23 protein-coding genes and 1 pseudogene are annotated in these 17,280 nt (G+C 46.3%); 6 read left to right on the top strand and 18 right to left on the bottom strand.

Features of this window, described 5'->3' with window-relative positions:
* Positions 1–52: 52 nt before the first annotated feature.
* The 6 genes from mobV to Bovatus_RS20400 all read right to left on the bottom strand — a co-directional run bounded on the left by mobV (position 53) and on the right by Bovatus_RS20400 (position 5,066).
* Positions 53–1,510, bottom strand: a complete 1,458-nt coding sequence (mobV, locus tag Bovatus_RS20425; protein WP_004301236.1) for a MobV family relaxase — start codon at positions 1,508–1,510, stop codon at positions 53–55.
* Between the two features lie 218 nt (positions 1,511–1,728).
* Positions 1,729–2,574, bottom strand: a complete 846-nt coding sequence (locus tag Bovatus_RS20420) for a helix-turn-helix domain-containing protein (protein WP_004320581.1) — start codon at positions 2,572–2,574, stop codon at positions 1,729–1,731.
* Positions 2,564–3,154 carry a hypothetical protein gene (locus tag Bovatus_RS20415; RefSeq protein WP_004301229.1) on the bottom strand — a complete coding sequence of 197 codons (591 nt, stop codon included), beginning with the start codon at positions 3,152–3,154 and terminating at the stop codon, positions 2,564–2,566. The genes Bovatus_RS20420 and Bovatus_RS20415 overlap by 11 nt, the downstream gene beginning before the upstream one ends.
* Positions 3,145–3,546, bottom strand: coding sequence for a hypothetical protein (locus tag Bovatus_RS20410; protein WP_004301227.1), 402 nt, complete (start codon positions 3,544–3,546; stop codon positions 3,145–3,147). Before Bovatus_RS20410 ends, Bovatus_RS20415 begins: the two co-directional genes overlap by 10 nt.
* Positions 3,543–3,989, bottom strand: coding sequence for a hypothetical protein (locus Bovatus_RS20405; protein ID WP_005680025.1), 447 nt, complete (start codon positions 3,987–3,989; stop codon positions 3,543–3,545). Before Bovatus_RS20405 ends, Bovatus_RS20410 begins: the two co-directional genes overlap by 4 nt.
* Before the next feature lie 27 nt (positions 3,990–4,016).
* Entirely contained in the window at positions 4,017–5,066 is a 1,050-nt protein-coding gene (locus Bovatus_RS20400; protein ID WP_004301222.1) for a hypothetical protein, read from the bottom strand.
* A 238-nt stretch (positions 5,067–5,304) separates the two neighbouring features.
* Here Bovatus_RS20400 and Bovatus_RS20395 point away from each other — a divergent pair, with 238 nt between their 5' ends.
* Positions 5,305–5,916, top strand: a complete 612-nt coding sequence (locus tag Bovatus_RS20395; protein ID WP_004301218.1) for a recombinase family protein — start codon at positions 5,305–5,307, stop codon at positions 5,914–5,916.
* A 275-nt stretch (positions 5,917–6,191) separates the two neighbouring features.
* Positions 6,192–6,473 (top strand): HU family DNA-binding protein, encoded by a 282-nt coding sequence (locus tag Bovatus_RS20390; RefSeq protein WP_004301212.1) that lies wholly within the window; start codon positions 6,192–6,194, stop codon positions 6,471–6,473.
* 87 nt (positions 6,474–6,560) lie between these two features.
* On the opposite strand, the gene Bovatus_RS20385 is transcribed toward Bovatus_RS20390, so the two are convergent.
* Positions 6,561–6,941: a single-stranded DNA-binding protein gene (locus Bovatus_RS20385; RefSeq protein WP_004301211.1), complete on the bottom strand. Its 381-nt coding sequence runs from the start codon at positions 6,939–6,941 to the stop codon at positions 6,561–6,563.
* 304 nt (positions 6,942–7,245) lie between these two features.
* Between Bovatus_RS20385 and Bovatus_RS25575 the strand changes: the two genes are divergently transcribed.
* Positions 7,246–7,560: a hypothetical protein gene (locus Bovatus_RS25575; RefSeq protein WP_004301209.1), complete on the top strand. Its 315-nt coding sequence runs from the start codon at positions 7,246–7,248 to the stop codon at positions 7,558–7,560.
* 61 nt (positions 7,561–7,621) lie between these two features.
* On the opposite strand, the gene Bovatus_RS20375 is transcribed toward Bovatus_RS25575, so the two are convergent.
* The 4 genes from Bovatus_RS20375 to Bovatus_RS20360 are packed head-to-tail and all read right to left on the bottom strand — an operon-like array spanning position 7,622 to position 8,722.
* The gene (locus Bovatus_RS20375; protein WP_004301208.1) at positions 7,622–7,879 is read right to left on the bottom strand and encodes a hypothetical protein; all 258 of its coding nucleotides are present in this window, start codon (positions 7,877–7,879) and stop codon (positions 7,622–7,624) included.
* A gap of 16 nt (positions 7,880–7,895) precedes the next feature.
* Positions 7,896–8,222, bottom strand: coding sequence for a hypothetical protein (locus tag Bovatus_RS20370; RefSeq protein WP_004301207.1), 327 nt, complete (start codon positions 8,220–8,222; stop codon positions 7,896–7,898).
* A gap of 11 nt (positions 8,223–8,233) precedes the next feature.
* Positions 8,234–8,410 (bottom strand): hypothetical protein, encoded by a 177-nt coding sequence (locus tag Bovatus_RS20365; protein WP_004301206.1) that lies wholly within the window; start codon positions 8,408–8,410, stop codon positions 8,234–8,236.
* Positions 8,411–8,428: 18 nt separating this feature from the next.
* Positions 8,429–8,722: a hypothetical protein gene (locus Bovatus_RS20360; protein WP_004301205.1), complete on the bottom strand. Its 294-nt coding sequence runs from the start codon at positions 8,720–8,722 to the stop codon at positions 8,429–8,431.
* Positions 8,723–8,793: 71 nt separating this feature from the next.
* Here Bovatus_RS20360 and Bovatus_RS25780 point away from each other — a divergent pair, with 71 nt between their 5' ends.
* Positions 8,794–8,922 carry a hypothetical protein gene (locus Bovatus_RS25780; RefSeq protein WP_004301204.1) on the top strand — a complete coding sequence of 43 codons (129 nt, stop codon included), beginning with the start codon at positions 8,794–8,796 and terminating at the stop codon, positions 8,920–8,922.
* 599 nt (positions 8,923–9,521) lie between these two features.
* Here Bovatus_RS25780 and Bovatus_RS20350 read toward each other — a convergent pair.
* The 7 genes and pseudogenes from Bovatus_RS20350 to Bovatus_RS20320 all read right to left on the bottom strand — a co-directional run.
* Positions 9,522–10,709 (bottom strand): annotated as a pseudogene (locus tag Bovatus_RS20350) (DEAD/DEAH box helicase); the annotation flags it as partial.
* Positions 10,710–10,715: 6 nt separating this feature from the next.
* Positions 10,716–11,732 carry a hypothetical protein gene (locus tag Bovatus_RS20345; RefSeq protein WP_004301200.1) on the bottom strand — a complete coding sequence of 339 codons (1,017 nt, stop codon included), beginning with the start codon at positions 11,730–11,732 and terminating at the stop codon, positions 10,716–10,718.
* Positions 11,733–12,012: 280 nt separating this feature from the next.
* Positions 12,013–13,221, bottom strand: coding sequence for a tyrosine-type recombinase/integrase (locus Bovatus_RS20340; protein WP_004301198.1), 1,209 nt, complete (start codon positions 13,219–13,221; stop codon positions 12,013–12,015).
* A gap of 1 nt (position 13,222) precedes the next feature.
* Positions 13,223–13,867, bottom strand: a complete 645-nt coding sequence (locus Bovatus_RS20335) for a hypothetical protein (protein ID WP_004301197.1) — start codon at positions 13,865–13,867, stop codon at positions 13,223–13,225.
* Between the two features lie 2 nt (positions 13,868–13,869).
* Positions 13,870–14,793, bottom strand: coding sequence for a relaxase/mobilization nuclease domain-containing protein (locus Bovatus_RS20330; RefSeq protein WP_004301196.1), 924 nt, complete (start codon positions 14,791–14,793; stop codon positions 13,870–13,872).
* Positions 14,790–15,179: a plasmid mobilization protein gene (locus Bovatus_RS20325; protein WP_004301195.1), complete on the bottom strand. Its 390-nt coding sequence runs from the start codon at positions 15,177–15,179 to the stop codon at positions 14,790–14,792. Before Bovatus_RS20325 ends, Bovatus_RS20330 begins: the two co-directional genes overlap by 4 nt.
* 453 nt (positions 15,180–15,632) lie before the next feature.
* Positions 15,633–16,148 carry a DUF3408 domain-containing protein gene (locus Bovatus_RS20320; protein WP_004301192.1) on the bottom strand — a complete coding sequence of 172 codons (516 nt, stop codon included), beginning with the start codon at positions 16,146–16,148 and terminating at the stop codon, positions 15,633–15,635.
* A gap of 415 nt (positions 16,149–16,563) precedes the next feature.
* Here Bovatus_RS20320 and Bovatus_RS20315 point away from each other — a divergent pair, with 415 nt between their 5' ends.
* Positions 16,564–16,875: a helix-turn-helix domain-containing protein gene (locus Bovatus_RS20315; RefSeq protein WP_004301190.1), complete on the top strand. Its 312-nt coding sequence runs from the start codon at positions 16,564–16,566 to the stop codon at positions 16,873–16,875.
* Positions 16,876–16,928: 53 nt separating this feature from the next.
* Positions 16,929–17,234: a helix-turn-helix domain-containing protein gene (locus Bovatus_RS20310; RefSeq protein ID WP_052588012.1), complete on the top strand. Its 306-nt coding sequence runs from the start codon at positions 16,929–16,931 to the stop codon at positions 17,232–17,234.
* Positions 17,235–17,280 lie beyond the last annotated feature (46 nt).

Below are 17,280 nucleotides of genomic sequence, written 5' to 3'. Positions count from 1 at the left end.
TCCAATGATATTATTCGTTATACTTTTTGATTTGTAATAAGGCGTACGCCACTTACCGTTTGGGTTTCTTGCCAATGGCCGGGCGCATCATGCGGCTCGCCATCCTCATGCAGCGGAGTGCCCATGCACGGTTGTCCTCGTCCTCGTCGCGTCCCCATTTCAGGTCGCTGCCGCCACCTCCGCCGCCACGAGTTTCGGCAAAAGTGGTGGCATCATCGACCATACCGAGAAACAGCATCGTCGCGCAGTGCATCACGTCTGTACCTTGTTCCGCTATGGACTGGACGAGCGAGCCGTCGAACAGTTGCCGTTCCGCCACGTCCATCTGTGCCGATACGTTCCTATACTCGCCGACCACATTTTCCAGCAGGACATCCTTGAGCAACGTGTCCACTTTGGAATGTACATCATGGGAGTATTTGTAGGCTTCCTCCTTGAGTTCCCCGGTACGTTCCTCAATGGCATCCATGTTCTCTTTCAGCTCGGCAAGCTGCCGGTCAGCCGTCTGTAACTTCTCCTGCTTATCTGCCAGTTGCCTGTTGATTCCGGCCAGTTCTTTTTCCAGACTTTTCACTTGTGCGGCTAATTGTTCAGCATCACCCTTGTTCGCTTTCAAATCCTGTTCGGCTGCCGATAGCAGGGCCTCTTTTTCGGCTTTCGACTTCTCAAGGTTATCGACCATTGTCGTAAGCCCCTTGACCCTGCGCTCTGCCAGACGGATGTCCGATTGGAGGTCAGCCAGAACTTTTTGATGACGGCTGATATTTTCCTCGATGGTCGTACATTCTTCCGATAGCATACGGCGGTATTCTTCGGTAGTCCTGTGCCGTGCGCCTGTTTCGGATATGCTTGTTCCTCTCGACATTCCCCACCTTGTATTGACTTCGGTGAAAAAGTCGGTATGAAGCTGTTTCATCCTTGCGCTGTATTCAAACTTGTCCTTACCGGCGAATATTTCCTTGTACGCAAAGCGACCGTCTTTGATTGGCAGGAGCGTACAGTGGACGTGCGGATTCAATTCGTCAAGGTGTACGATGAATGCGGCGATGTTCTGCTCGCCATATTTGCCACTCACGAATGAATAGACGTCTTTCGCCCAGCGTTCAATATCGCTTTCTCTTTTGATATGGATATTGTCCGCATCTTTCTCGAAATCCACTTTCTGCGTGCCGAATGCGAGTTCGTGCATCCGCTTACGGGAACCGCCGAAAATGAAGTTCACCACCGTGCGGTACTTCGGTTCTGCCAGTCCTTCGTTGGGGTCTTTGATTCCACGCCTCTCCAATATGTCCGCCATCCGTTCGGGAATGTTGCGGCTCGTGTCGATGGGACGTACCTTGCCTCCGGGTGCAATCTCGAAGTTCAGGTGTTTGCGTGTGGGGTCGTAATTCCCCTTATTCATAGCGTACTTTTCCGCCCTTTCACTGCGATCACGCAAGTGTTCGTTACTTTGGGCTGTGGTGATGCCTTTCGACACCTTCACATCAAGTACCTGTTTTTGATCTGCCATACTCTTTTCGTGTTGTTTCGGACAATCCGTCCTGTCCCAGCTTGCTGCTTGCCCGGACAGCCTCCCGACGGTCGATAGACGGTCGGGGTATTAGGCTCCCCCTTCCCTTTGTTTCGTGGCAGACGGGCAAGCCCGTGTGCCTCCTATAACCGGCAGGATGACCGTTAAGGGATGGAGGCGGATTGTTCGCGTTATACAATCTGTTTTCGACTCCCGGTTCAATCCACCATCGCCTGTGCCTTCGCCAGAAGCGATAAAAAGGGTTTGCGAAGCGATTTGAGGCGTTCTTGGTCTTCGTCCATGTCGAAGTCCGTCACTGATGCCTCGGTGTCGAGAATCAGCCCGGCGAGGTCTTTGGCGGACTCGATGAAAGCTGCCCATTCTTCGCCGAGGTCAAGCCGGAAGAAATCCACAAGCGGCGAACTGTCATCGAATCTCGACTTGTGCAGGATTTTTTGCAGGGCGGCGTGGGCGATGCAGCACAGGGCTGTTTCACGATGTTCCGTGACCAAAGTGCCGGAATGTGCGGAGGTCGTGATGGAATGGGTGTCCGAACAGTGTCCGGCGTCACGGTCGGCAATTTCAGCCTTTGCCAGACTTACGAGTTGTCCACACATTACGCCAGTTTCGGCAGCGGTCGTTTTGCCGATTACCCAATCGGACAATACCTCACGGAGCTGTCCGGCAAAGTCCGGCTGCTCCTGTGCATCGCGGGGCTGTGCTGCCTGACCGGATTGTACGGTCATGGTAATGACCACGCTTTTGGGAAGCTGGATGCGGGTCAGCAAGCCGAATGCCTCCATTGCACTCAAAAAAGAACGGACGGTAGCCCTGTGCCAATGCCACTCCGATGCGAGGTCGGAAACGGTCAGGTAGCACTGGTTGGGTTGCAGCACGTAGTCCTTCTTTCTTAAAAACGGGGAAACGAAACCTGCCAGTGATTTGTCCAACAGGTCACAGTACGCTTCGGTGCGTGTCTTGCGTTCATCCCCTTTCTCCTTGAGATATTCGAATACCTCCCTGTCTGCCAATATGGAAACAGGTATCTTTTGGTTATTTTTCATTTTCATTCGGTTTTAATGATTCATATTGTGCGGATATGTCAGTGTTGCCGCTGTCCGCTTCATGCGGCAGATTTGCGTGATGATTGTCGTGATAGGATTCTGACAGCATTCCGGGATGCTTTGCCCATCCGGAAAGTGTCCCCGTGTCCTTGCATTCGGACATGACCCGAACGGAGGGATAGAACAGGGCTGCCAGAAGAAGATAGGTAATGGTTATCGCCAAGGTGTACAGATGCGGCACAAAGCCGATGACCAGTGCGACCGATGCGAGTGTGACAAATGCACCGGGGCGGTCAAGCAACCTGCGTAACCAGTTGTCCGTCCATCGGAACGAGAACATTGCGGCACAGACACCGGTAGAGAGTAGGATTCCAAACTCACCCATATGTCCACAGGCATATACATAATGGAAAAGAAGCAGGCATATCAGCCATACTTGCACATACAGTTTACGGGCGTTGCCGCTTCGTGCCATTGCCATGTAAAAGGGTGTCATGAACCGCTTGTTGTTCTTGTACAATGACATTGATACCCCGAAAGGTATCGCGCAGAAAATGAGTAGCAGGATATTCAGTAACATAAGTAATAGGGCTTTTCGGGTATGGGAGTGGGGCGCACAATGAGTTCCAACTGGACAATACCGTATGTCGCCAGTCGGATAAGGGTTTCGGCATCCTTGGGCGAAAAGTACATGGCCGCTTTCTTGATGCGCTGCTTGAATGTACTGTCTTGCTTTCGGTAGATGGCCAAAGCCTTGTCCAGTTCGTGTTCGGGAATAGTCCATGTCGTACCCTCGGCGTGTATGCCGTTCGTCTTGAAGGCACGCAGCACCAATGTACGGGAAACGAGGTAATCGGTGCGGTCGGTTCTTGAGATGATATGCTCCTTGTAGAGATTGTCATCGGCAACCTCTATCCACGTCCGGTAGGTGTTGATGCAATAGACCATCTGTCGGTATAAACTTTCTCTCATATGAAATTCATCAGCACGTCGGACTTGTCTTTCTTGTATTTCAGGAACCCGCTTTTGGAGTGAAGTTCCAAATCGAGGCATAGGTCCCCGTACATCTGCTCCAAAGAATCATAGATGGTAACAAGGATGCTGTTTACATTACCCTCCGTATCAGTCTTGGCGTTCATCTTGAACATCTGTCCGAAAGCGGGATTCGAGTATGCACAAGTGCTATGACCGAATTTTTCCGTCCGCATCGGGATATGGTGGTAAAGCGTGATCAACTCCATGTCGTCCTCGAACATATCCATTACTTCGTCCAGTTCGTAAGGGGTGCGCAACGGAAACGTAAGCAGCACATAGTCGCCGTAGAACTGCGGTTCTTCCATCGTCGTCACATCGAGCAACTGCGGAAGTTGCAGGGGGACGAATGCCATGAAGTCATTATAAAAATGTCGTAACATATTCATATATTTTTCTGTTGTCATATTTTACAGCGTGTGTATGAATGCTTCCATCAGCATTCCGGGCAGCTCGTCCAAGCGGTTGTCTCCTGGGTGCAGCATCCTGCCCAACTCTCTGAAAGCGTCGGGTGTCTGCGAGGCAAGCATATCGAGTTGCTCTCTTTCTTCGGCTGAAAGCAACGCCAAGCAGAAACCGTCCAACGACGAATAAGGCTGGAGAAGCATCCAGATGTAGGCTTGTGCCTGTGCCGGTGTCTTGACTTTTTGATTGCAGATGTCGTCGATACAGGTTCGGACATTCTGAATCAGCCTGCGGTTGGTGCGCATGGCCAAATAAATCATGGCATTGCGATAGGTGATGTCGTTCCGTTCGGCGGCAAGAAATACCTGTGCGCAGCATCGTTCCGTGTCATGCGTGATGTCGGAAAGATTCTCGCCGTCGAAATCAGGCAGACGTGAAAGGAATGCCCGGTACACAGCATCCTCCTTTTCGATAAAGGTCGTCAGGTCTGCCATACAATGAATACCGTAATCAATCGTTTCAGCAAGGGTAGCTCGATAAGTGGCAAGAATATGTTGTCGGTTTCTCTGACTGACGGGCTGGTTATCCAATGAGGCAAAGAACGGCCGGATTGTTTCAGCCACACGATGCAACTCTTTGTCTTCAAGATGCGGCGAGATTTGTTCTTTTACCCACAGTATATCCTTATAAGTGCGTGTTTGAGACAGCACCATCCGTGAAAATTCCATGCGGATGGAATCATGTATCTGTTCACACTCTTCTCTTACAGTGGAATGAAGCCGGCCAAGCGTATCACATTCGAGATACAGGAATACGGAATCCCTCAATGTTTGCCATTGCTTGAGGTGTCCGGTCAATTCTTTAATGGAGAGTCTTTTCTGCCTGCGTATGTCAGACAGGTATTCCCTGTATGTTCCGGCAGGGTCATTCTTGGCTTTCGCCAATCGTTTGCCATTGCCGTTGTCGCATGACGCGCATAGGAATACGGCAATCGAAACGGCAATTATTTTGGCAAAGATTATCGGCTGTTTTAAGTTCGATTTTGATGTTTTCATACTATATTATTTCGTACTATTTAGTGCAAAACTATATATTATTTTTGATACTTCGCATCCGAAAAACCGTATTTTGCGCATTTTTTAATATCGTACTTAATAGTATGATTACCAATGAAAACAAGTGAAGATAAAAACATGAAAAATGTACGATTTTCGTTTTTTAATATAGTATGATTCAGATACTCGAATAAAACTTGTATATTTGCACTTGTTATCATGAATATTGTATATTGATATGGCAAAAGTCGGTTATATATTCGAGGCGAATTCCTACGATGCGTTTGATGCGGATAAGGAATGGATGCGCCAGTACGGGTGTGTACAAGTGGTTGAAGAATCGGTCGGACACGAGACGCTCAGACCGAGATGGAAACAACTGATGTCGAATCTTGAAAGAGGCGACGAATTGGTGGTGTCAAAATTCAGCAATGCCGTGCGTGGTTTACGGGAACTATCGGCATTGATCGAGCTATGCCGCATCAAGGTCGTGCGTATTATCTCCATTCACGATAAAATTGACACCGACAACAAATTGTTTCCGGACACGACACCGGCGGAAGTATTGGCCATGTTCGGGGCATTACCGGAGGAAGTGGCTGTTTTGCGGAAGTCGTCAGATAAGATTATACGCCTGCAGCAGAGTATCAGTATTCCGATTACCAAAAAAAGTATGAGTAAAACTGAACGGGACAAAAAAATCGTGGATATGTATAACAATGGGTATTCAATCCGTGATATTTGGAAAGAGAGCGGTGTCCGGAGTAAAAGCACCGTGTACAGCATTCTCAATAAATACAAGGTTCAGCTTAACCGAACACCGGGACGCGTGCCGGGCATCCGGAAATAGAACTTATAAATCAAATATGGATATTGAAAATCAGTAGATTACTTGCGTAATTCATTATTTTTTCGTATCTTTAAGTTGGATATAACTATAAAAAATAAGACCTATGGGAGATATTATAATTTTATTGTTGGTATTTTTGGTAGTGGGCAGGCTCTTGAGGGGCGTCTTCGGCGGATTCAGTAAAAGCAGTTTTCGGGATGACAAATAAGTTTGGATTGTTATAACAGGCGGATATTTGTTAATTTTGCACCGTATTCATTAAAATCAAGAACAATATGACAAAAGCGGAAATTGTCGCTCAGATCTCACGGCAGAGCGGAATTGAGAAAACGGTTGTGATGACTGTGGTGGAATCATTCATGGAAAATGTAAAAGAGTCGATGGTTGCGGGAAACGAGGTGTTCTTGCGCGGCTTCGGCAGCTTTGTTATAAAACGGAGAGCTGAAAAGACGGCCCGGAACATTTCGAAGAATACGACAATTAAAATTCCCGCTCACAACATCCCTGCATTCAAACCTGCCAAAGCATTTCTGAATGCGGTAAAAGAGAACAAGTAGAGTATAAAAGTACAGATGGTGCAACAACACCGTAATGAGTAAAACAAAAGCGACCCAAAGGCCGCTTTTGTCGTGATAAGGCAAGGATTATTTCTTGCCTTTTTTCGCTGGTTTGGCCGGCTTTTCAGGAGTCTCCTCCTTCTCGACGGGCGGATAGAACTTGACGGCGACTATCACGATACGGTTGTGTTTCACACCGCTTTGGTCGCTCCATTCTTCGGGCTTGAAATACCCCTCGACGGTCAGCATCGTACCCTTGGTCAGTTGGTCGAACGACCCGGTGTTCTCGTTTTTACGCCACGCCTCAAAATTCATAAAGGCGGAAACGCGTTTGGATTCCTCGCCATTATTCTCCAGTCGGCTTACTGCCAGAGGGAAACGTGCTACACTTGCGTTGGTGAACTGACGGATTTCTGCATCCTTTCCTACGAAACCGGTTACTACGAAATTGTTTTCAATCTTTTTCATAATGAATTGTTTTTAGAAGTTATTAAATCAATTTTACGCTGCCTCAAAAAGTAGGTGCAGTTAAGGGAATGCACCAAGGCCGGACGCATCAATACTCTTTATTTTTGTCCGTAGGCAAAACCAGAAGGCTCGATAAAGGAAGATTGTACGGCTGTGCCATTGGTCAAGACTTCCAAAGTCGTTCCCGTCTGCATACTATCTTTGCATCGGAAAATGATGATGACTTCGGCGGAAAACTATTCTGAAAATGAGCGGAAAGCCGTAGTTGCAGGGGAAGTGAAAGAGCAATCCGTCCACCGGCACAATGGTGCGCGTTTCGGCTGTAAGTCCGCAGAATCGGCAGGGATTTTCGTGTAATTCGGTCGGACTGAATAGAGGTGGCTACAAACAGAACACTGAACTGACAACAGGTGGCGATACCGCAGAAGGGAATATCAACGAAGTGGCGACAAAAGGCGGAACGGGGTATCGGGGTGCTGCCATGTTCCCGTCCGGCAGAAAGAATAGGGGACAAAAGGGAAAAAGGAAAGAACCCTGCTTTTCGGAAAAGCGGACGGCAGCTTTTCACGAATGGCTGGTTTTTACAAAAGGATATGGCGCAGCCAAAAGAGAGAGATAGATGTAAAAAAGGGAATGCGGCGTGGCAGGAATGGAAGATTATCCCGTTCCTGCCTGTATCATCAAAATTCTGCCATGATTACCCGATGCTCGAAAATCTTTTTTTGATTACTGGGACGTCTTTGGCAGACCCATAGGTGATGCTTGCCATAGCCGAAGACGAAATAATCATCAAGACGTGTTTTTTCTTGTAGGCGTTCCATGCCGGTACGCAGTTCCGTTTCATCGGTTGAGAAAAGAATCGTGTTGATGATACGGAAGTAGAGTTCTGTTACCTCGTCACAATAAGGACAAAAGCTATGCTCAATCGTTGCTTTCATGTTTCTTTGATTTTAATTATACTTCTACTACGTCTTCTATTCGACCATACAAGACAGAGCGCAACGCAGTCTTGTCAATGGCGCAATACTCGGTGATATGTCCGTGCTGTTTCACGAAATATCGTTTGAGAACATCGGAGAAATCAAAGAAGTAGCCCATCAATGCGATACCTCTTTTGAAATGGATGCACTCTTTCACGTTTCGGGTAATCCAGTTCTTGTCTTCACGGCTCAACTTGTCTCCGTTATCAAGTTGTTCCCGTAACTGGTAAACCCTGCAGCCTTTCAGCTTTTCTAATTCGGGTACGTCCCATTGGACGAATTTCATTGCTACCTGTTGCATCGCTCTTGGATTTAATCGTAAATAATCACTTCATCACGGTACTCGACCACCTCTTTGCCACTGCTAAGACGTACCACTATTTTATTGCCGAAGTCGCCGACAACTGTTCCCTCGGAGTAGCCTTTATAGGGGGTAAGCAGGGTGCAGTGCGCACCTATAATTTCGCTATCTTTTTCGTATTCGTACATAGTCTTGTCATTTTAGGGTTACAACTTGATATCCCATTTACCCTGTGAGAAGATTCTGAAGCTCACGTATTCGTCTGCAAATTCGTAGGACAGAATTTTGATATAAGTTTTGTCTTTGGCTTCCAACGAAGCTATCAGCCTGTCGATTTCTTCTTCCGGATAAACCCAACGAGAGGTAAACTCCGCATCCACGCTATCGCTGTGTCTATTGACAAAGCCGTCAAAAGTGTCATCCAAGAATGCCTCTATCTTGTCGAGGTCTGCTTTGTTTTCCGTCCTTGCGTAGAAAATGTTTGTTGCATAGTTTGCCATAATCCTAAGTTTTAAGTTTTTTATTTTCCCTCTTTTAGCATTTCAGCTACTTTCGGGCTTGATTGAAAATTATGTCGCCTCAAAAGGTGTTATGGCTCTTTATGCAGGGTTTCACGACCAAATACGACCTCTGCAAAGCGGAGCGTGGAGATTTTGTCGGGAACCGTCAGGCTGTGACCTTGAATACAAGAAAGACATGACAAGTACCTTTGCGACACAATTCTCATCAGGCAGACCGAAAGTTGGGATGCGAGGATAAAATGCCTATGGCAGAAGTTACGATAAAAGGAACTTCCGTAAAATTGGGATGCAGCGAAAAAAGAAAATATCGGTGCGATTATCTTCTCTTTTGACTGTGAATATAAAAGTAAGGGGGAGAACTTCGGTAAAGGTTTAGTTTAGTCTATTAGCTTATATATATGCTAAACTAAAGTAAACTAAATATAGGCAGATATATTGGACTGCCTGTATAGGTGTTTTGAGGGAAATGGTTACCTTTGCAAAAAACAATGTTCCTTGAAAGAAACAGAGATTTGTCCTTTTTTCTTTTGGCTGTGGTTATTCATCCATAGATGACTGCAACAATCACTCTTGGCGAGAGGATGAAAATCGTGTGAAATGACTTGGAAAAATACTCAAAGTACGAACAAGTGAAGAGAAAGAAAGGTAGTGCAAATAAAAAAACAAGAAAATATGATAATTCGTGTTTCTGTTCCTAATTTGTTCCTTGATAAAAACACATCACAATATAAATTGTTAATTTATAAGATATTAAGATGTGAAATTTTGAGATATAACTAAATTTTCCAGCTTCATTGACCCGAAAAAACTCGCGGAAGTTGAAAGCCACATCTTCATCCACGAACTCATGGAGTAACCGTCCAAGGTCGTAGGTATAGATGTTCATCGTAGGTAGAGAGGCGTATGGATTCGGATCACCAAAATGGGTCAAATCCCATGAAGCCTTTGCCCGTTGCTCCATCACATAGTCCCAGGTATAAATCTCGTCCTCCTTGAAGTCGTCCAACAGGTTGAACGGAGTGCCGGAAAGTCGCAGTATCTTGGTATTTGCTTTTGTCAGTTCCTGCATGACCGCCTTGCCGAGTTCCGTCTGTGTCCCTTCGTGCGCCTCGTCCACGATGATGCAATCCCAAGCGGTGGCAAACACCTCATTGTTCTTGTCGAAGTTGCCGCCCACAAGTTCAGAACCGCGCAAATCCTGCATGGAAGCGAAATACACATATTGGCATTTGCCCTGTTTTGCTCTCGCTTCAAGTGAAGCATGGCTGTCACCATTGTTCTTTGAGCCGTATGCAAAACAGGGACAATCATAGAATATCTTGCCGAAATCCTCGAACCAGCCGCTATCCACCACGGGGCGATGGGTAAGAATCAAAGTACGGCTGAAATCCATGTCTTTCACCACCTGCAAGGCCGACAATGTCTTGCCGAAACGCATCTTGGCGTTCCAAAGCATCTGGTTACTTTTCTTGAATTGCTTCTTGGTCTTTTCAATTGCCTCCCGTTGTTCGGGACGGAATACAATCGGCATTTGGTCATGAGATACCTCGGCCGAAGACAACGACTCCCGTCCTTCCTTCACGGCTGTAATTGCCCGCTTGATGGTTTCAAGGTCGGTGATGAACCACTCGTTGGCTTTGTTCTCTGTATCGAATATCTTTTTCCTGATTCCGGAACGTTCCAGAACGCTATGTACTTCCTTGTCGTTGAAAGAACACAAGCCCTTTCTGCTGTTATATATCGTGAGTTCCGTATATAAGAGGTCGTACGCGATGCCTGCCGTTTGTGTATATTGGTTGATGCGTTTCTTAGCGGACTCGTTAAGCGGTTTGCTGTTCGGAGCAAGACCGAAGACATTGTCATTATCACAAGTGGCCTCGCCCACTTTCAGGCATCCCCTGTGTGCAGCATCATTGATGCGGAACACATATATCAGTTTTAATTTTAGTGAAGATGTGAATTTCATACTGCACTATTTTATGAGATCGATAAATCGGATTCGTTTTCCCATCTTTCCCGTTTTAGGGTCTTTGACCCGCCAGTCCTTGATTTGGCAATAGATACCGTTGTGCCTGCGGATGTCATCTTTCTGACAGCCTTCGCATTGACTGACTTCTTCCCTTGTCCCGAACAAATCAGCTACAACAGTCCGGCGCTCACCGCAGCTGTTCGGGATGACACCTTTAAGCCCGTCCATCTGCCAGACGTTCCATGAAATGATGTAGGCGATATAATTGATGGATTTCAACAAGGGTCGCTTGCCGAACTTTTGTTGATAGTATTCGATAAAGGAGATAAGCATGGATTCACGGGCAATCAGCAAATTGTCACCTTGCCATTCGTAAGCGTATATACTTTTATACGCTTCCTGCGCCCACTCCAACCATTCGCCGGAAGTTTCCGTGTTTTCGCCAACTACCCGCAACTTACGGTCAAGCAAACCGATGCGTTCCTCAATAGGAATGGTCTCTCCGGTTGTGGTGTCATAGCGACTGACGATATAAGGGGCTTCCCCGCAGGTTATCTCCAGTCGGTTGTCACGTACATAATCTTTCCAAGTCTTACCTTCCAGAAATTGAATTTTCTCTGAGTTGGGTCTCCACCGATGACAGCCTTGTTTGTCGGTGTATTCCGTATTGAACACATCCTTTCTTCCAAACCATGCTTCATCGATCAGGTTGTTCTGCGCATTGCATATCCATGACGGAGTGAACACCTCTGCCATTTCTCGTGAACGTGCGGTTTGGGTGTCACGACTTTTGAGGATACGCGGCATGATGACATGCCCGTTATCTCCGGTAATAAGACAGGGAAGAATTGGCGAATTATATTGATACCCTTCGCCCAGATATTCATAATCGGAAGTAGCCCAAAAGATATTGCGCTGAATATCCTCCTTGCTCGTTGTATGGTCTTTGAGCAGGATATTCAACAGTTCGGGCGAGAGCCGAAAGATACTATCTTCCAATATGTCAACTTCAACGGGCATTTTATTTCAAGTTTACGCCCGTCTCTTATAGAAATAAGGGAAAAAGGTTCTTCTCTTACCAAGAGACGGATGAGTTACCTTATTCCATTGATATTGAGTTGTATTTTCCCTCTTTATGGATAATTTCGCAAAACATCCGATATTCCTCGCAAAACAAAAGCATGGCAATAAGTAAGATTTTCAGCGTTTTATATCCTAAAAATCATTATTTTGCGTAATTTTGCATTGTAATATCCGTCTCTTGGTAAGCGTTGGACTGATTCGCAAAACATTCACGACTTTACAGCAAATCCAGTATCTTCTTATTGGCTTTATCCACCACTGTAGTATCTAATGATGCAAGATAAATCTGTGTGGTGCTCTCAGAATCATGCCCCATGCCCTCGCTGATGACGGATATAGGCACATTACGGCTCTTGGCGACACTTGCCCACGAATGCCGACCGACATACATTGTCAAGGGTATCAGCAGATTCAGATTCTTCCCGATTTTCTTCAGCAAATGGTTCACCCGGTGAAGTTCGTTGGCATATTGCTTCCGATAATCTTCATTCCGTTTTGTGATAATTGGTAGCAGGTACTCTGTTTCGTTTATCGGATATTTGTCAAGAATCTCTTGCATACACTTTTCCCATTTGATGAATAGCTGTTGCCCCGTTTTACGTCTGCGATAAGAAAGAGTGCCATTCTCCAAGTCTTTCTTTCTCAGATAAGCCATATCAATGAACGACATCCCCCTTGTGTAGAAACAGAGCAGGAACATATCACGGGCAAAATCTAGGTTGGGTTTCAATGACAAGTCCAATCCTTTGATGCGTTTAATGTCATTGAGCGACAAGGCTCGCTTCATGGTTTTCTCCACTCCCGTATAAACGGACTTGAACAGATGCCGTTGCTCGGTCAATCCGTCCTCCACCGCTCGGTTATAGACTGCTTTCAGAATACGCATATAAAAGGATATGGTATTGGGCGTATTTCCCCTGCTTTTTAGATAAGCCTCGTACTCTGCAAACAAATCTGCGTTAAGCTGGTCAAACAAGACCTCCTTGTCATTCATAAAACTACTGAAACTTCTGAGGGCGGCTGTATAGGTTTCCGAGGTGCGTATCTTTCCCAAGCGTTTCAGTCTCGCTATCTGCTGGCTGATGTAAGCGTTAAACGACTGTTCCTGCCTGTTGTCATGAAAGTGTATGACTATATCATCCGTTACAAATATGCCGGATTGGGATAACGCATGTATAATCTTGTTCAGCCTGTCCTTGTCCCACGTGATGCGTGAACCGATTGAAAGCAAATAGTTGTTCCGCTCTTGTTCAGTAGATAGATGATGCAAGACAATGGTTTCGGAATGGCAGTCCCATTCCGAAACGAAAAGTTTATACTCGGTATTTATCTGTCTTACCACACGGTTGTGGATGACCTGATAGTAGAGTGTACCCTCCCTGCCGTTCACGGTGGAGGGACGAAACTTGACCTTTACCGATGCCATATCAATCGGATTTTGATTTGATACTCTCCTGCATCAGGCTGTCGGAAACTGCTTTCAGGGATGTTTCATACCCATCAGCCTGCTTCCGTATCCACTCAATGGCCTTCTCGTCTCGGTGGATGTCAAACACCTTGTTCAACCAAAGCAAATCATTGGCATCACATCCACCCCAAGAGCGGATAGCACGGAACCTCAACGCATCATCGGAATACTTCCTATTGGACTGCCATTGCGAGATATTGCCCCACAGGGATAAGGCACATGCCACACCCAATCCCACAACGAAAGAAAAAACATTGCTTGACTTGATGTCAAAACTATGCCGGTGGACATGCTCCTGCGGTTGCGGCTCTTGTTGCACACCTTGTTCATCCTGCGACTTCTTGATTGTATCAAGGTGATGCAGTATCAGGGTGGAAATCTGTGCGTAAGCCTTCCAGTGCTTATCCAACAAGCCCTTAATTTCTCCAGACTGAGCTTTTGCCGTTTCCACAATAGCCTCCTTAATTGGAGATAAATCCGGTTCATTATTTTCTATTTGTGGTTGTTGTCCTGCCACCTTGGGCAATGCTTCCAGCTTGCCATTTATGCTTTTTAAGGCGGTCTTGATTTCCTCAAAGAGGATGAATACATTGTTGTCTGCCATGATTACCAGTTGATTTTATGTTGTTTCTTCTTTTTCTTGTTTTTCAGATACGGGTCGTAAGGTTGTTGCTCCTCCGGCATATTGCATGGAGAGAACAATCCTAATGAACCCTCAATAAGACTGCTGCCACTATTAGAAATTGGCCTTATTTCTTCCTTATAAGTCTGTGGTTGCGGTTGCGTCTGCCGTTCCCCGTAATTGTTGCGGTTCAATGCCGCATCAATCTTGGAGTAACTGAATTGCCTGTCCACCTTGGAACCATTGAAGCGATAGCCGTTCATAGTAAAGACGATGCCTTGATTCTCATTCGTCTGTCCCTTATATTTGAACTGCACACCTACACCTTGCTGTTCCAATCTTTCAAGCAGGGTATTCCAACCTTTACATCTGCTGACCTCTGTCTTCAAGATTTGGTATAACTCGTACCTCGTCTTGTCAGGCTCACGCAATCGGTCTGTCTTCACTTGCTCCTTGCCATTAGCAAAATGAAGTCCGTACTTCTTGGTAAGTTCCTTGCAAATACGCTCACTGCGGAAGCGGTCGTTCCTGTCGGATATGGTCTTGCCGTTATTGTCGATGCGGTTGAATGCGATATGCATATGCGGATGCTCTTTGTCAAAGTGTCGTCCGATGATGTACTGTGTGTTCTTGATACCCATCCGTTCCATATACTCACGGGCTATCTGTGCCATGACCGCATTATTCAGACGTGGTGAATCTTCCTTGGAGAAACTCAAGGCGATATGTCCGACTGCCTTTGCGACCCTCGGATTCATCTGTGCTTGCCCGATAAATCCTTGTACTATCGTGTCGTTATTTTCCAGAAACAAGCCGTCAGAATCTATGATTTGAGTACCTTTCTCATCGTTCAGAATGTAATAAACCACACCCTTGAAGTCCGAACCTTTCATGATTTTTGCTATCATAGGCGTATCCGGTTTACAAGATTGTCTATCTCTATCATCAGTGCGCGGCAAGTAACAAATACGGAAGCATACCCCTCGGCATTCGCCTTTCGTGCCAGTTGGTTCAGGTTGTTAGCCATGCCACATAGCTTGCGGATAAGGTCGCCATGCTCTTTCGAGAGCCGTTCCTTTACACCGCCCTCTTTGATACAATCACGAATGAATTCACTGGCAGAAACACCTGCTGACTTTGCTTTGGATTTCAATAGGTAGTAGTCCTCTGTTGCCATTTTCACCGTAACACGGTATTTCAGTTTCTCGGTGGCTCCTTTGACGGGACGGCCTCCCTTGTTGGCTCGCTCCCGTCTGTTGCCTTTTACATTATTCTTCCTTTTTTCGTTGTCCATGATTTTCTGTTTCTTGATTTGATTACTGATTCAAGTTTCGCAAGTTGGTATATTCCGCATGGTTTCCCCTCTTTCCAAGAAGGAGGGGTGGCTGAAAGCCGGGGTGGTAGGTATAAATAAGGTATATCCATCTATGAAAAAGGAGATTCATTTTTTTACCTACCACCTCCCCCTGCGGGGACTCACCCCCTCCGACTCCCCCGTTATCGGGGGAGAGCAACCATCTTGAAGGAGGAGAAGCTATGTAGCGTACTTGCGAAACTTTAGTTACTGATTATAGTAGTTATACAGCAGATAGACCAACGGGATGTGCCTTCCCTGCGATGTTTGGAGCGGGGCAAGTGGTTTCGGTCTGCCCGAAACATAAACTTGCCCCTCCAAACTTCGTTACAAGTGATTTAGAGCAACTCTGAAAGATGCCCTAAAGACACTCGGTTGGTCTTGTCTTAATTCCTACAATTTACGCCATTGCTCGATGTCTTCCCCGTAGGCTTCCATGTGCTGACGGGCGAGGTTCTCAATAAGCCCTGATACGCTCATGCCACGTCCACCAAGGCGGCGCACAATCTCGTCCAACCTGTCACGAACCTCCCCACTGACAAACACGGGCTTGCGGTCGGCAATCTTGGGCACTCGCAGATAGGTGGTACGGTATTCGTCCAATGACAGTCTGCGCTGTTTGCTGCTGATACGTCTGGCGACAGTTCGTTCCACGGTAACGTTATCCGCCTCTGTTTCTCTTGCCTCATTGTCTGACCCTGCGCTTGTTTCCGGCTCAGTTACCTGTTCTGCGGATGTGTCCGGCTCATCCAATATAGGAAAGAGATTGCCTGCTTCCACAACAGGTTCTTGTTCTGCTACGGAAGAACTCTCTTCCGGTTCGTGTTTGGGCATGGAAGGCATATAGTCTTCCAACTTGAAGTTCTTGAACGCTTCATCGTTCTCAATGTTTTTAAATTTCTTGCTCATTGTTGTTTCTTTTTAAAGTGAATACTTGCTGGTCTGTATGCGCATAGTTGACCGTTTGTCGGGAGCAAAGTAAGAGGCTTTAGTTCAGGCAGTCAAGTACTTGGATTCTATTAGGCAATTTTGTGTAGTTTTGCCTTATGGCGGTATGAACAATGGTGCAGACTTCTTCGATTTGCCGGATATGAATCACAGGAAGAACAAAGATGTATTTACGGGTAAATTTGAATTAAGTCCTTATTTTGTTCTTGGCATTCTTGCTAAAATCCCCAATTAAGATGATAACGATAAACAGCACCCCAGACAACCTATGCCATACCGGTGCCACATGCTTCCACTTTTAGAAAATCCATTGTCGGATAACTGATTATATATTCCTTTGCGGCAAAAGAAACAATAACATCAAAGAATAACGTATATGGAAATCGTATCTATCGAAAGACAAACCTTTGAGGCGATGGTCGCCAAGTTCGACCGCTTCGTTCACCGTATGGAAGCAATCTGCCAGCGGCACGGCGAAAAGAGAATAAGTGAGTGGATGGACAATCAGGACGTGTGCCGGATGCTGAACATCAGTCCCCGCACGTTGCAGACTCTGCGGGACAACGGTACGCTTGCCTACTCACAAATAAACCATAAGACGTATTACCGTCCCGAAGATGTGCAGCGTATCGTTTCCGTTGTGGAGGATAGACGAAAAGAAGCGAGATTCAAAGGACGGACGATATAATCTCAGTGCAATAAATAAAGTATAATAACAATACCCACTAAATACAAAGTAACATGAACGAATTGATTAACAAAGACAACGAGTGGATAATCCACTTCATGGGCAGCCTTGACCGTCTGCTGGACAACTACGAGCGCCTGACCGCCAACTACCGCCCGACATTGGGCGGAGAACGTTTCTTCACAGACAAAGAGGTATCGGCACGGTTGAAAGTGAGCCGAAGAACACTTCAAGATTACCGCAATGAAGGACGGATAGCCTATATCCAATTGGGCGGTAAAATCCTTTACCGTGAATCGGACATCGAAAGGATGCTGAATGATGGCTACCGTTCCGCTTACCGACAAACGGCGATCTGATTTTCTTGAAGGAGCGCAGTTTGCCGTCTGCCCTATAAATTGCAGA

It is taken from the genome of Bacteroides ovatus, assembly GCF_001314995.1.
Lineage (GTDB): Bacteria > Bacteroidota > Bacteroidia > Bacteroidales > Bacteroidaceae > Bacteroides > Bacteroides ovatus.
Note: the sequence above shows the minus strand (reverse complement) of the source record. Positions and strands in the feature narration are given on the sequence as shown.

What these genes read in the sequence shown, in the direction of transcription:
- Bovatus_RS20365 (WP_004301206.1), bottom strand. Translation starts at nt 8,410, where the DNA reads ATGTACGAATACGAAAAAGATAGCGAAATTATAGGTGCGCACTGCACC.
- Bovatus_RS20420 (WP_004320581.1), bottom strand. Translation starts at nt 2,574, where the DNA reads ATGAAAAATAACCAAAAGATACCTGTTTCCATATTGGCAGACAGGGAG.
- Bovatus_RS20410 (WP_004301227.1), bottom strand. Translation starts at nt 3,546, where the DNA reads ATGAGAGAAAGTTTATACCGACAGATGGTCTATTGCATCAACACCTAC.
- Bovatus_RS20325 (WP_004301195.1), bottom strand. Translation starts at nt 15,179, where the DNA reads ATGGACAACGAAAAAAGGAAGAATAATGTAAAAGGCAACAGACGGGAG.
- Bovatus_RS25575 (WP_004301209.1), top strand. Translation starts at nt 7,246, where the DNA reads ATGGTGCGCGTTTCGGCTGTAAGTCCGCAGAATCGGCAGGGATTTTCG.
- Bovatus_RS20405 (WP_005680025.1), bottom strand. Translation starts at nt 3,989, where the DNA reads ATGTTACGACATTTTTATAATGACTTCATGGCATTCGTCCCCCTGCAA.
- Bovatus_RS20375 (WP_004301208.1), bottom strand. Translation starts at nt 7,879, where the DNA reads ATGAAAGCAACGATTGAGCATAGCTTTTGTCCTTATTGTGACGAGGTA.
- Bovatus_RS20385 (WP_004301211.1), bottom strand. Translation starts at nt 6,941, where the DNA reads ATGAAAAAGATTGAAAACAATTTCGTAGTAACCGGTTTCGTAGGAAAG.
- Bovatus_RS20340 (WP_004301198.1), bottom strand. Translation starts at nt 13,221, where the DNA reads ATGGCATCGGTAAAGGTCAAGTTTCGTCCCTCCACCGTGAACGGCAGG.
- Bovatus_RS20310 (WP_052588012.1), top strand. Translation starts at nt 16,929, where the DNA reads ATGAACGAATTGATTAACAAAGACAACGAGTGGATAATCCACTTCATG.
- mobV (WP_004301236.1), bottom strand. Translation starts at nt 1,510, where the DNA reads ATGGCAGATCAAAAACAGGTACTTGATGTGAAGGTGTCGAAAGGCATC.
- Bovatus_RS20320 (WP_004301192.1), bottom strand. Translation starts at nt 16,148, where the DNA reads ATGAGCAAGAAATTTAAAAACATTGAGAACGATGAAGCGTTCAAGAAC.
- Bovatus_RS20400 (WP_004301222.1), bottom strand. Translation starts at nt 5,066, where the DNA reads ATGAAAACATCAAAATCGAACTTAAAACAGCCGATAATCTTTGCCAAA.
- Bovatus_RS20345 (WP_004301200.1), bottom strand. Translation starts at nt 11,732, where the DNA reads ATGCCCGTTGAAGTTGACATATTGGAAGATAGTATCTTTCGGCTCTCG.
- Bovatus_RS20315 (WP_004301190.1), top strand. Translation starts at nt 16,564, where the DNA reads ATGGAAATCGTATCTATCGAAAGACAAACCTTTGAGGCGATGGTCGCC.
- Bovatus_RS25780 (WP_004301204.1), top strand. Translation starts at nt 8,794, where the DNA reads ATGTCGCCTCAAAAGGTGTTATGGCTCTTTATGCAGGGTTTCACGACC.
- Bovatus_RS20390 (WP_004301212.1), top strand. Translation starts at nt 6,192, where the DNA reads ATGACAAAAGCGGAAATTGTCGCTCAGATCTCACGGCAGAGCGGAATT.
- Bovatus_RS20335 (WP_004301197.1), bottom strand. Translation starts at nt 13,867, where the DNA reads ATGGCAGACAACAATGTATTCATCCTCTTTGAGGAAATCAAGACCGCC.
- Bovatus_RS20330 (WP_004301196.1), bottom strand. Translation starts at nt 14,793, where the DNA reads ATGATAGCAAAAATCATGAAAGGTTCGGACTTCAAGGGTGTGGTTTAT.
- Bovatus_RS20370 (WP_004301207.1), bottom strand. Translation starts at nt 8,222, where the DNA reads ATGCAACAGGTAGCAATGAAATTCGTCCAATGGGACGTACCCGAATTA.
- Bovatus_RS20360 (WP_004301205.1), bottom strand. Translation starts at nt 8,722, where the DNA reads ATGGCAAACTATGCAACAAACATTTTCTACGCAAGGACGGAAAACAAA.
- Bovatus_RS20395 (WP_004301218.1), top strand. Translation starts at nt 5,305, where the DNA reads ATGGCAAAAGTCGGTTATATATTCGAGGCGAATTCCTACGATGCGTTT.
- Bovatus_RS20415 (WP_004301229.1), bottom strand. Translation starts at nt 3,154, where the DNA reads ATGTTACTGAATATCCTGCTACTCATTTTCTGCGCGATACCTTTCGGG.